General features: G+C 46.8%; 11 protein-coding genes, 1 tRNA gene and 2 rRNA genes. 12 read left to right on the top strand and 2 right to left on the bottom strand.

All coding sequences use genetic code 11. From position 1 onward, the window contains the following. The 7 genes from FQV30_RS13965 to tsaD form a co-directional block, all read left to right on the top strand. A 23S ribosomal RNA gene (locus tag FQV30_RS13965) occupies positions 1-90 on the top strand; the annotation flags it as partial. A 62-nt stretch (positions 91-152) separates the two neighbouring features. Next, a 5S ribosomal RNA gene (gene rrf / locus FQV30_RS13960) occupies positions 153-268 on the top strand. A gap of 11 nt (positions 269-279) precedes the next feature. Continuing rightward, positions 280-352 (top strand) — tRNA-Asp (locus tag FQV30_RS13955). A gap of 161 nt (positions 353-513) precedes the next feature. After that, positions 514-966 (top strand): tRNA (adenosine(37)-N6)-threonylcarbamoyltransferase complex ATPase subunit type 1 TsaE, encoded by a 453-nt coding sequence (gene tsaE, locus FQV30_RS13950; protein ID WP_146500755.1) that lies wholly within the window; start codon positions 514-516, stop codon positions 964-966. Continuing rightward, complete coding sequence (gene tsaB, locus FQV30_RS13945) at positions 963-1658, top strand: tRNA (adenosine(37)-N6)-threonylcarbamoyltransferase complex dimerization subunit type 1 TsaB (protein WP_146500754.1); 696 nt, start codon at positions 963-965, stop codon at positions 1656-1658. The genes tsaE and tsaB overlap by 4 nt, the downstream gene beginning before the upstream one ends. Next, positions 1655-2110, top strand: coding sequence for a ribosomal protein S18-alanine N-acetyltransferase (rimI, locus tag FQV30_RS13940; protein ID WP_146500753.1), 456 nt, complete (start codon positions 1655-1657; stop codon positions 2108-2110). The genes tsaB and rimI overlap by 4 nt, the downstream gene beginning before the upstream one ends. Continuing rightward, on the top strand, positions 2103-3125 hold the full coding sequence (gene tsaD, locus FQV30_RS13935; RefSeq protein WP_146500752.1) for a tRNA (adenosine(37)-N6)-threonylcarbamoyltransferase complex transferase subunit TsaD: 1023 nt from the start codon (positions 2103-2105) through the stop codon (positions 3123-3125). Before rimI ends, tsaD begins: the two co-directional genes overlap by 8 nt. A 360-nt stretch (positions 3126-3485) precedes the next feature. Here the strand turns inward: tsaD and FQV30_RS13930 are convergent, their stop codons facing one another. Continuing rightward, entirely contained in the window at positions 3486-5426 is a 1941-nt protein-coding gene (locus FQV30_RS13930; protein WP_146500751.1) for an ABC-F family ATP-binding cassette domain-containing protein, read from the bottom strand. Positions 5427-5558: 132 nt separating this feature from the next. Here FQV30_RS13930 and FQV30_RS13925 point away from each other — a divergent pair, with 132 nt between their 5' ends. Then, positions 5559-6191, top strand: a complete 633-nt coding sequence (locus FQV30_RS13925; RefSeq protein ID WP_146500750.1) for a redox-sensing transcriptional repressor Rex — start codon at positions 5559-5561, stop codon at positions 6189-6191. 31 nt (positions 6192-6222) lie between these two features. On the opposite strand, the gene FQV30_RS13920 is transcribed toward FQV30_RS13925, so the two are convergent. After that, positions 6223-6978, bottom strand: coding sequence for a CPBP family intramembrane glutamic endopeptidase (locus FQV30_RS13920; protein WP_146500749.1), 756 nt, complete (start codon positions 6976-6978; stop codon positions 6223-6225). 192 nt (positions 6979-7170) lie between these two features. Here FQV30_RS13920 and groES point away from each other — a divergent pair, with 192 nt between their 5' ends. The 4 genes from groES (at position 7171) to FQV30_RS13900 (ending at position 11532) form a co-directional block, all read left to right on the top strand. Beyond that, entirely contained in the window at positions 7171-7455 is a 285-nt protein-coding gene (gene groES, locus FQV30_RS13915) for a co-chaperone GroES (protein WP_146500748.1), read from the top strand. A 210-nt stretch (positions 7456-7665) separates the two neighbouring features. Further along, positions 7666-9297: a chaperonin GroEL gene (gene groL / locus FQV30_RS13910; RefSeq protein ID WP_146500747.1), complete on the top strand. Its 1632-nt coding sequence runs from the start codon at positions 7666-7668 to the stop codon at positions 9295-9297. Positions 9298-9522: 225 nt separating this feature from the next. Then, a complete protein-coding gene (locus FQV30_RS13905; RefSeq protein WP_146500746.1) occupies positions 9523-10386 on the top strand; it encodes a metal-dependent hydrolase in 864 nt (287 codons plus the stop codon). Positions 10387-10557: 171 nt separating this feature from the next. Continuing rightward, entirely contained in the window at positions 10558-11532 is a 975-nt protein-coding gene (locus tag FQV30_RS13900; protein ID WP_146500745.1) for a tRNA dihydrouridine synthase, read from the top strand. The last annotated feature ends 105 nt before the right edge of the window (positions 11533-11637 follow it).

Here is an 11637-nt window from a genome sequence, read left to right as displayed (position 1 = left end):
CCCTCAAAGACGATGAGGTAGATAGGTTCGGGGTGGACGCGTGGCGACATGTGCAGCTGACGAATACTAATCGATCGAGGACTTAACCAAATCTGTTTCGTTTCAACCGTCGTGTATCCAGTTTTGAGTGAACAAGCACTCTAAAAAAAGAGTCCAGTGATGATGGCAAAGAGGCCACACCCGTTCCCATCCCGAACACGGAAGTTAAGCTCTTTTGCGCCGATGGTAGTTGGGGGTCTCCCCCTGTGAGAGTAGGACGTCGCTGGTCTGTTTTTTTTTGGTCCCGTGGTGTAGCGGTTAACATGCCTGCCTGTCACGCAGGAGATCGCCGGTTCGATCCCGGTCGGGACCGTCATTCTTATAAATAAACACAGCGATTCTGCTGTGTTTATTTTTTTTGTTCAATAACCTGTCTCAAAGCCATTCATAACTTCATGTTCTAGATTATATATTTTGATTTACTTGCATATCTTCGCTAAACTTATGACAGACTCAATAGAGGTGACTGAAACCATGACATATACGATATACGTTGATTCGCCCGAAGAAACGGAAAAGTTTGCACTGCAACTTGCCAGCCTTCTGCAGCCTCAAGACCTTTTGACGCTTGAAGGCGATTTAGGGGCAGGAAAAACAACATTCACAAAAGGAATCGCCAAAGGTCTTGGCATAAAACGGATGGTGAACAGCCCGACGTTTACCATTTTAAAGCAGTACTCAGGCAATCTGGATTTGAACCATTTTGACGTGTATCGCCTAGAAGACAGTGAAGAAGACATCGGCTTTGACGAATTGTTTTCAAGTGAAGCCGTTTCTGTTGTTGAGTGGGCAAAATTCATTGAAGAGTATTTACCGGCAGAGCGCCTGGAAATTACGATAACCCGGCAATCTGAAACAGGCCGTGTTATTGTGTTGCATCCAATCGGTGAACGCTATGAAACTGTATGCAAGGAGCTTAAACTATGATATTTCTCGGGATCGATACATCCAATTCACCGCTTGCAGTTGCATTGGTGAAAGACGGTACGGTGTTAATAGAAGAAACGACAAATTTAAAAATCAACCATTCCTTAACCGCGATGCCTGCAGTTGAAGAGATAATGGCCAAAGCCAAAGTAGCGCCAGCCGATTTGACGCATATTGCTGTCGCAGAAGGTCCAGGCTCTTACACGGGGGTACGGATTGGGCTGACCATTGCTAAAACCTTGGCTTGGTCATTGAAGATTCCTCTTTATATGGTTTCAAGCTTAAAAGTGCTGGCTGCCAATGGGCAGTTTTTTGATGGCTTGGTTTGCCCGATTATGGATGCTCGACGCGGCACTGTCTTCACAGGCGCTTATGATGGATTGAGCCTTCAAGAAATCATTCCTGATGGACACAGTGACTTGAAAGAATTTCTTGAAAAACTGCAGCAATACAATAAACCAGTATTGTTTACAGGAATAGATGTTAGTATCCATGAGGCGACGATCCGGGATGCAATGGGAGACAAGGCGTTTTTCAGTGCCCCTCAAAACCGTCTGCCGCGTGCGTCCAATCTGATTATGCTGGCAAAAGGCAGCGAGCCGGTTGACGTGCATCAGGCAATTCCGGAATACCACCGGATCACAGAAGCGGAAGCCAACTATATCAAGGCGCAGGAAGGGCAATCCAAATGAATGAAAACATCACATTCAGGAAGATGACAGTTGAAGATATCGATGCTGTCTACGATATCGAAGTTTTGTCTTTTTCATTGCCATGGACGAAGCAAGCTTTTTTCTATGAGATGGTAGACAATGAACACGCGTATTATGTGATTGCAGAGACAGAAAAGGGCATTGTCGGTTATTGCGGGATGTGGCTTGTCATGGATGAATGCCATGTAACCAATATTGCAATCCATCCGGATGAGCGCGGGAAAAAGCTGGGGGAACACTTGATGAAAGCGGCAATGGAAATTGCTAAAGAAAAAGGCGCTATGTTGATGACGCTAGAAGCAAGAGTCAGCAACCATGTCGCCCAAAATCTGTACCGTAAACTAGGATTTGAAAATGGTGGCATCCGTAAGCGCTATTACTCGGACAATTACGAAGATGCCATAGTTATGTGGGTGAATTTTAATGAATGAAGATATTTTTGTTTTAGGAATTGAAACGAGCTGTGATGAAACCGCGGCGTCCGTTATAAAAAACGGAACGGAAATCGTGTCCAATGTGGTCGCTTCCCAAATCGAAAGCCATAAACGCTTTGGCGGCGTTGTGCCGGAAATTGCATCACGCCATCATGTTGAGCAAATAACCTTGGTGATTGAAGAGGCATTAAAGGCGGCTGATCTCGCGCCAAGTGATTTGAGTGCGGTGGCGGTAACAGAAGGGCCTGGGCTTGTCGGTGCATTGCTTGTCGGCGTAAATGCGGCAAAGGCATTCGCGTTTGCCCATCAATTGCCGCTTGTCGGCGTACACCATATTGCCGGCCATATTTACGCTAACCGGCTGGAGCAGGAAATGGAATTTCCATTGTTGGCTCTTGTGATTTCAGGGGGACATACGGAACTGATCTATATGAAAGAACACGGCCATTTTGAAGTGATCGGTGAAACGCGGGATGACGCAGCAGGGGAAGCTTATGACAAAGTGGCGCGCACATTGAACTTGCCTTATCCTGGCGGTCCGCATATTGACCGGCTGGCGCATGCAAGCGATGATGCGATCCAATTTCCACGGGTATGGCTTGAGGAAGGCTCTTATGATTTTAGTTTTAGCGGCCTGAAATCTGCTGTTTTGAATTATATGCATAATGCCAAACAGCGCGGGGAAGATGTGAAGCCGGAACATATTGCAGCAGGTTTCCAAAACAGCGTTGTCGAAGTGGTTACAACAAAAGCTTTGCGCGCAGCGGAGCAATACAATGTGCGCCAAGTGATTGCGGCCGGTGGAGTAGCTGCGAACAAAGGGCTGCGCACTTCGCTGGAAGCGGCATTCAAGGAGAAAGGCATTCCTTTCTATATCCCTTCTCTTCCGCTTTGCACGGACAATGCGGCAATGATTGCGGCAGCCGGAACGGTCATGTATGAAAAAGGTATTCGCGGCACTATGAAAATGAACGGGCGGCCAGGAATGGAACTTACCTCTTGGACCTCGTAAAAAGAAGCTCTGGAACCAGCAAAGGCTGAGTTCCAAAGCTTCTTTTTTTTATATAATATTACTTCTTTCAAAGGCAAAAATCGATTGTTATGTCAATAGAGAACATTTGTACTTATGCACAATTTGTGAATAGTTTGTTAATAAAGTAGGGAGAAAAGAAGAGTTTTCTACATATTGTATACCCAAAAGGGGAAAACTATGTGTATAACTTTTTATTAATCTGTGGACAATGTGTAAAACTTTGTTGATAGGCGTTCTTATCACAAAAAAGATGTGGATAAGATTGTGGAGAATAATTATTGCAGGAAAAGGTATTGACCTACATATAGCGAAAGAAAAATCGCATACTGGTGTATGCGATCAGCCTTGGATTTGTTCGATTTTTTCTTGCAGTTCAAGCCATTCATCAGTTTTTTCTTCATGAGCCGATTTTAGTTGTTCCAGCTGGCTTTGCAGCGGCAAAACTTGCTCATGGTCTTGGAATATTTCAGGCTGGCACAGCAAATCCTCGATTTCAGCGATTTGTCCATCCAGCTTTTCCAGCGCTTGTTCGGCTTCTTCCGATAGGCGCATCAACTGGCGTTCAAGTTTTTTAGCTTCTTTGTCGATTTGGGAAGTGGAAGCTGAAGCGGCTGTTTTGGCAACGGCAGCAGTCGGGCCTGCTTCAAGCGCCTCTAATTCCTCGAGTTCAAGTTTCTTTTCCACATAGTAATCATAATCGCCAAAATAATCGGTTGTGCCGTTTTGCGTCAGTTCGACCACTTTTGTCGCAATGCGGTTCATGAAGTAGCGGTCATGGGAAACAAAAAGAATGGTTCCCGGATAATCCAATAACGCATTTTCCAGCACTTCTTTGCTGTCGAGATCCAAGTGGTTGGTCGGCTCATCCAACAGCAGTACATTGGCCCTTTGCATCATCAGCTTGGCCAGTGCCACTCGGGCCTTCTCGCCGCCTGAAAGCGAGGACAGCGGCTTCAGCACATCATCGCCTGAAAACAGGAAACGCCCCAAGACGCCTCGGATATCTTTTTCATTGATATGGGGATAATCGTCCCACAGTTCGTTCAGCACCAGTTTGTTTCCTTTTAGGTTGGCTTGTTCCTGGTCGTAATAGCCAAACTGGATGCCGGTGCCATAATGAATATCGCCTGCCAGAGGCTTCAATTCTTTTATGATGGTCTTCAGAAGCGTCGATTTCCCGACGCCGTTCGGACCGACCAGCGCCAGGCTTTCCTGGCGGTACAGTTTGAAGGAGATGTTGTGCGATACGGGCTGTTCGTTGTAGCCGATAGCAAGCGAGTTGACGCTCAGTACGTCGTTGCCGCTCTGCTTCTCGATCGTAAAGCCGAACCGTGCGGATTTCTCATTGCCGTCCGGCGCTTCCATCCATTCGGTCTTTTCCAGAACTTTTCTGCGGCTTTGCGCCATTTTGGTTGTCGAAGCCCGCACCAGGTTGCGCTGGACATAATCTTCAAGTTTGGCTTTTTCGCTTTGCTGGCGCTCAAACTGTTTCAAGTCCAGCTCGTATTGCTTGGCTTTTTCGTCCAAATAGCGGCTGTAATTGCCCGTGTACTTTTTGACGCGATGGCGTGATACTTCATAGACGATGGTCACCACCTGATCCAGGAAATAACGATCGTGCGAAACGATCAAGATGGCGCCGGGATAGTTTTTCAAGTAGTTCTCGAGCCAGCTCAGCGTTTCGATGTCCAGGTGGTTAGTCGGCTCATCGAGGATGAGCAGCTGCGGTTTGCTGAGCAAAAGTTTTGCAAGCAATAAACGCGTTTTCTGTCCGCCCGACAAGGAAACGATCGGTTTGCTGTAATCCTCAGGAAAGAATTTCATCCCGTGAAGGATGGCGCGCGTTTCCGCTTCATACTGATAGCCGCCCGCATCCATGAAATGGACTTGCAGGAGGTCGTATTCTTTTAGAACTTTTTCGTACTGGGCAGCGTCATTATAAACGGCGGGATCGGCCATTTGCTTCTCCAGTCCGCGGAGCTTGTTTTCCTGTTCACGGAAATGAGCGAAAATCGACATCATTTCATCCCATATGGTGGCAGTCGATTCGAACGTGGACTGCTGCTCCAAATAACCGACGGTCAAGTCTTTCGGCATGATGATATCGCCGCTGTCATAAGACATTTCACCGGATATGATTTTCAGCAGGGTGGATTTGCCCGCGCCGTTGCGGCCTACTAAAGCTACGCGGTCGCGGTGTTGGACTTCCAATTTAACGCCGGAAAGAATTTCGTCCGCTCCGAACGATTTATGGACTTGATTTACTTGTAAGACAATCATATAGGTCACCTCTATTCTATATCAGTGTAGCCCATGCGTTGCATGTGTGCAATTAGCCAAGCCTTTACATATTGGCTTCGCTAATGTAATATGAAAGCGATTTAAGACGAGCTCAGGAGGTTGCGAAAGCGTATGTTACAAGAAGCAGCAAAAATTCCTCTGGCCACTACAAAAAGATTGCCGCTATATTACCGTTTCCTTCAAAACTTCGCGAACGCCGGACAAAAACGAATTTCTTCACAAGAGTTGAGCGACGCTATGAAAATTGATTCAGCAACGATCCGGCGGGATTTCTCCTATTTAGGCGCCTTAGGGAAAAAAGGATATGGATATGATGTGCAGGAACTTCTGGCATTCTTCCGGAAAACACTGGACCAGGACGAAGAGACGAATGTGGCATTGATCGGTGTGGGTGGACTTGGCAGCGCTTTTTTAAAGTACAACTTCCATCGGAACCACAACACCAAAATCATTGTAGCGTTCGATTCAAACAGCCCGCATGAAGGCGAGAAAATCAGCGGAATCGATACGTTCCACCCTGATGAAATCGAAGGGAAGATTGAAGAATACGGCATAGAGCTGGTTATCTTGACGGTGCCTTCCCGCTCGGCGCAGGAAGTGACGGATCGGCTGGCGAAAACCAGCATCAAAGGCATTTTGAATTTCACTCCTGTACGAATTTCCGTGCCGGACCATATACGGGTCCAGACCATCGACTTGTCGGTGGAGCTGCAGACCTTGATCTATCAGATCAAGCAACATTAAAAACCTTTCCCGAATGCGGGAAAGGTTTTTGTTATGGCTGGATGTTTTCAAGCTGTTTCAGAAAATCCTGTATTTTCTCCATGTTCAATTGAATGAGCATCACATAGCCATTGAGCATGACATGAGCGATGATCGGCGTAATGATGCGTTTGGTTTTTTGGTACAGGAACGCCAAGATCAAACCGGTTGTGAAATACAGCAGCAAATGCATGAATTCCAGGTGGACCAAGGCGAATACCAAGGCGCTGACAGCGGTGGCGATGAAGAAATTGGTCGTCTGGTTGAGCGAGCCGAAGACGACGCGGCGAAAGACCAGTTCTTCGAGCACTGGGCCAAACAGCACTACTGCAATGACGGTAAGCGGAACAACTTCCGCAATGGTGACGATATTCTGGGTGTTGGCGGACCCAGGGTCGATGCCGATGGCCATTTCGATATAAGCGGCAAGCGTCTGGCCGACAAGAAGCATCAGAAAGCCAAGCAAGCCCCAGCCGACTGCTGCGGGAAAGCTTGATTTTTTGCCTTTCCAGATATCAAAGAACTTCCGGTCGCGGGCAATGACGAACAAAGTGACGACAAATCCGATGGCCATGGCGATGACCACCAGCCAGCCAGAAGTGGTGATTTGCGCTGTATTTTCATCAAGCCCTTGGTTTTTGAAATAATTGAATGTGGGAACGACCGCTAAAATCGGCAGCAATTGCACCGCGATAAAAATAAGCAATACATAAAGCGGGGTCCGCTTGGCGGTTCGTTTTGTTTTTGTGGGCGCGCTGTTTGTTTTCATATCCGTATCCTTTCGTCTTCTATTCCTCTTTCTATTGTAGAACTTTCAAAACGGGAGCGCAAAGATATGCGAATTTTAAATGTTCTCGCTTGCAAAAAAGAGTGGATTTTATTAAACTGAGTATTGGGTTAGCACTCAAGACATGAGAGTGCTAATGTAGAATATTCATTTAATTTGAGGAGGGTGTTTCAATTGTTGAGACCATTAGGAGATCGCGTAATTATTGAACTCATCGAAGCAGAAGAAAAAACTTCAAGCGGTATCGTGCTGCCGGGTTCGGCTCAGGAAAAACCGCAAGAAGGCACTGTAATCGCTGTTGGTAATGGGCTTATTCGTGAAAACGGACAGCGCACTGAATTGGACGTCAAAGAAGGCGACCGCATCATCTTCTCTAAATATGCAGGTACTGAATTGAAATATCAAGGTAAAGAATACTTGATCCTACGTGAAAACGACATCTTGGCTGTTTTAGGCTAATACTGATTCTTTCTTAGATTTACACTTGGTGATATTCCGCAAACCGGCTCCGCTTTCCTGCGGGCTCGCGCCGAACTAACTCGGGACTAGCGCCCGAGTGGATTTCGGCACTTCGCTTTCCCGCGGGAGTCTTCGCCGATTTGCTCCATATCATGACGTAAGAAAATATAGAAACATTTATTTTTCAATAGACAGAGGAGGATATTACAAATGGCAAAAGAGATTAAGTTCAGCGAAGATGCACGCAGTTTGATGTTGAAAGGCGTGGATAAATTAGCAGATGCGGTTAAAGTGACACTTGGGCCGAAAGGGCGCAACGTTGTTCTTGAGAAGAAATTCGGTTCGCCGCTTATCACGAACGATGGTGTAACGATCGCAAAAGAAATCGAACTTGAAAACGTTTTTGAAAACATGGGCGCAAAGCTGGTTGCTGAAGTGGCTTCAAAAACAAACGATATCGCTGGTGACGGTACGACAACTGCAACGGTTCTTGCGCAGGCAATGATCCGTGAAGGGCTGAAAAACGTTACAGCTGGCGCAAACCCAGTGGGCATCCGCCGCGGGATTGAACTTGCAGTAGCATCTGCAGTAAACGAACTAAAAGCGATTTCCAAAGAAATCGAAGGAAAAGAATCGATCGCACAAGTTGCGGCGATTTCATCCGGAGATGCTGAAGTCGGCAAGTTGATCGCTGAAGCGATGGAGCGCGTTGGCAACGACGGCGTTATCACGTTGGAAGAATCACGCGGATTCACAACTGAACTTGATGTAGTTGAAGGGATGCAGTTTGACCGCGGTTACCAATCGCCATACATGGTGACGGATTCTGAGAAAATGGAAGCTGTCCTTGATAATCCATTCATCCTAGTAACAGACAAGAAAATCAACAACATCCAAGAAATCCTTCCGATCCTTGAGCAAGTGGTCCAACAAAGCAAGCCATTGCTGATCGTTGCTGAAGACGTAGAAGGCGAAGCGCTGGCTACACTTGTTGTCAACAAACTTCGTGGAACGTTCAATGCTGTAGCGGTTAAAGCTCCAGGATTCGGCGACCGCCGCAAAGCGATGCTTGAAGATATCGCAGTTCTTACTGGTGCTGAAGTTATCACTGAAGACTTGGGCCTTGATCTGAAATCCACAAACATCATGCAGCTTGGACGCGCAAGCAAAGTTGTCGTTTCGAAAGAAAACACAACAATCGTTGAAGGCGCTGGCGACACTGAAAAGATCGTTGCACGCGTCGGCCAAATCCGCAGCCAATTGGAAGAAACATCTTCTGAATTCGACAAGGAAAAACTGCAAGAGCGCTTGGCGAAACTTGCCGGCGGCGTAGCAGTGATCAAAGTCGGAGCGGCTACTGAAACCGAATTGAAAGAGCGTAAACTTCGCATCGAAGACGCGTTGAACTCAACTCGCGCGGCAGTAGAAGAAGGAATCGTAGCTGGTGGCGGTACTGCACTAGTGAACGTCCATAACCGTGTGGCTGAACTTCTTGAAACCGAAGAAGGCGACGCTGCAACAGGCGTGAAAATCGTCCTTCGCGCACTTGAAGAGCCGGTTCGCCAAATCGCGACAAACGCTGGCCTTGAAGGCTCAATCATCGTTCACCGCTTGAAATCAGAAGAAGTCGGCATCGGCTTCAACGCTGCAAACGGTGAATGGGTGAACATGCTGTCTGAAGGAATCGTTGACCCGACTAAAGTTACGCGTTCAGCTCTTCAAAACGCAGCTTCTGTTGCGGCGATGTTCTTGACGACTGAAGCAGTCGTTGCAGACATTCCAGACAACACAACTGTAGCACCAGGCATGCCTGATATGGGCGGCATGGGCGGCATGATGTAAGCCAATCACCAAAATTCAAAAGCGCCAACTCCTTTACCGGGAGTTGGCGCTTTTTTTGTAAAAGTGATAAATCAAACCAATGAACAGGTTAAGCAGGTAAGCCCTTCCATTTTCCACAACTTGGCACAATATTGAAATATAGATAAGGCTATTTTCAAGCTCCTCTTCGACAGTTTATAGTACAATTCATTAATACAAAGATAAGAAAAAATCGGAGGCAGCAGTGTGGATACTATCACGCATACCTTATTCGGACTTACATTATACGGAACAGTGGATAAAAGAGAGTTAGATAAAAATCATAAATGTGCTTATTTGTTAACCGCGGTAGGGGCGAGCTTGATTCCCGATATCGATGTGGTTTCCCGTTTGTGGGATACAGCTGGGCAATACCAGATGTGGCATCGAGGCATCACACATTCTATTTTCCTGACACCGCTATGGGCGGCCTTGCTCTTTTTGATTTGTATGGTCATTTTCAAAACAAGGGATAAAAGGCTGTTTTGGCTTGGCTGGCTGGCTGTGGTTATCCATGACACGAGTGATTTGTTTAATGCATGGGGAACAGGTTATCTTGAACCTTTCTTAAGTACTCGAATTACTTTCGGGACCATCCCGATTGTTGATTTGGTATTCTGGTTCATTATGGGGACTGCTTTTGTTTTATCGAAGAGAAACAAGCAAAAGTCGCCCCACTACTTCAAAATGGCTTGGGCATTTATGAGCCTCCATCTTATTATTCAAAGCGTTCAAGGGCTTCTCATCTACAACCAGTATGATGAAAAATACGATGAGGTCGCTCTTTCGGCTAATTTTGTCCCTTGGACCTATTCAGTCATTACGAAACAGGACGATACCGTGACTATTTTTCAGGATAATCTGTTCCAGGAAGAGAAAGAACAGTATGTTTTAGCTTCTAAGGAAGATGCGGATCTCGATTATCTGTTCTCTCAGCGTCCTGAAGCAAAAACACTATATGAATGGTCACCTTTTGTTGTTGTAGTGGATGATGGGAAGCGGCTGGGATTGTATGATCCGCGTTTTTACCGTGATGGACAGTCGTTTCTTTTTGAATATATTGAGAGATAAGGAATGGGTATTCTGCTTCTTAAGTTTCCAGCCCGCGCCGCTTTTCACAAAAGGCTGGCTCATGTAAACTAGTGAAGTCAAGAAAAGAGAAATGATTAGATAGATAAAGTTCATATATTTTAACATCAGCATAGATAGATTAAAGGTTTTTGAAAGGATTGAAAGTTGAACATGAAAGAGAATTTTTGGCGTGATTTGCCGCGGCCATTTTTTATCCTGGCGCCGATGGAAGAGGTCACGAATGTGGTTTTCCGGAAAGTGGTGGCGAAAGCTGCGCGGCCGGATGTGTTTTTTACGGAGTTCACGAACACTGAAAGTTACTGCAATCCGGATGGCATCTTCAGTGAAGAAGGGCGATTGACGTTTACAGAAGATGAACAGCCGATCGTGGCGCATATATGGGGGAACAAACCCGAGCAGTTCCGGGAAATGAGCATCGGGATGGCGAAGCGAGGCTTTAAAGGAATCGATATCAATATGGGCTGTCCGGTGCCGAACGTGGCAACGAAAGGCAAAGGCAGCGGCATGATCCGCTTTCCTGATAATGCGGCGGAAGTGATCCAAGCCGCAAAAGCGGGCGGATTGCCGGTCAGCGTGAAGACGCGCCTTGGCTATACCCATGTGGATGAATGGAAAGGATGGCTGTCGCATGTCTTGAAGCAGGACATCGCCAATCTGTCGATCCACCTGCGCACGAAAAAAGAATTGAGCGCTGTGCCTGCGCATTGGGAACTGATTCCGGAAATCAAGGCGTTGCGCGATGAGCTGGCGCCGGATACACTCTTGACGATCAACGGGGATATCCCTGATTACCAGACAGGCATGGAGCTTGCCGAGAAATACGGCATCGACGGCGTCATGATCGGGCGCGGGATATTCCACAATCCGTTCGCCTTTGAAAAAGAGCCACGGGAGCACAGCACTGAGGAATATCTTGGCCTCCTGAAGCTGCAGCTGGATCTGCACGATCAATACTCCACGGAAACCAATCCGCTGCCATTCAGGCCGCTGCGCCGTTTCTTTAAGATTTACGTCAGCGCAATCCCGGACGCCGATGAACTGAGAAACCGATTGCTGAAGACCGAATCGACGGCTGAAGTGCGGGCATTGCTTCTGGAGTTCGAACAGAGAATAGCGATTGGCTGAAACGGCGAACTTGAAGAGCTGGATTGTCCAAGCACAAAGAAAAGACTGCTTCCCAAAAACGGGAGGCAGTTTTTTCTTTGCTGAAATTTTTATATCGAAGTTTAT

Origin of the sequence: Planomicrobium sp. CPCC 101110 (assembly GCF_007859395.1) — a bacterium.
Taxonomy (GTDB): Bacteria; Bacillota; Bacilli; order Bacillales_A; family Planococcaceae; genus Planococcus.
This window is presented reverse-complemented; position numbering and strand designations above follow the sequence as displayed.

Excerpts from the sequence above, each read along its gene's own strand:
- tsaE (WP_146500755.1), top strand. The coding sequence starts at position 514 with ATGACATATACGATATACGTTGATTCGCCCGAAGAAACGGAAAAGTTT.
- tsaB (WP_146500754.1), top strand. The coding sequence starts at position 963 with ATGATATTTCTCGGGATCGATACATCCAATTCACCGCTTGCAGTTGCA.
- rimI (WP_146500753.1), top strand. The coding sequence starts at position 1,655 with ATGAATGAAAACATCACATTCAGGAAGATGACAGTTGAAGATATCGAT.
- tsaD (WP_146500752.1), top strand. The coding sequence starts at position 2,103 with ATGAATGAAGATATTTTTGTTTTAGGAATTGAAACGAGCTGTGATGAA.
- FQV30_RS13930 (WP_146500751.1), bottom strand. The coding sequence starts at position 5,426 with ATGATTGTCTTACAAGTAAATCAAGTCCATAAATCGTTCGGAGCGGAC.
- FQV30_RS13925 (WP_146500750.1), top strand. The coding sequence starts at position 5,559 with ATGTTACAAGAAGCAGCAAAAATTCCTCTGGCCACTACAAAAAGATTG.
- FQV30_RS13920 (WP_146500749.1), bottom strand. The coding sequence starts at position 6,978 with ATGAAAACAAACAGCGCGCCCACAAAAACAAAACGAACCGCCAAGCGG.
- groL (WP_146500747.1), top strand. The coding sequence starts at position 7,666 with ATGGCAAAAGAGATTAAGTTCAGCGAAGATGCACGCAGTTTGATGTTG.
- FQV30_RS13900 (WP_146500745.1), top strand. The coding sequence starts at position 10,558 with ATGAAAGAGAATTTTTGGCGTGATTTGCCGCGGCCATTTTTTATCCTG.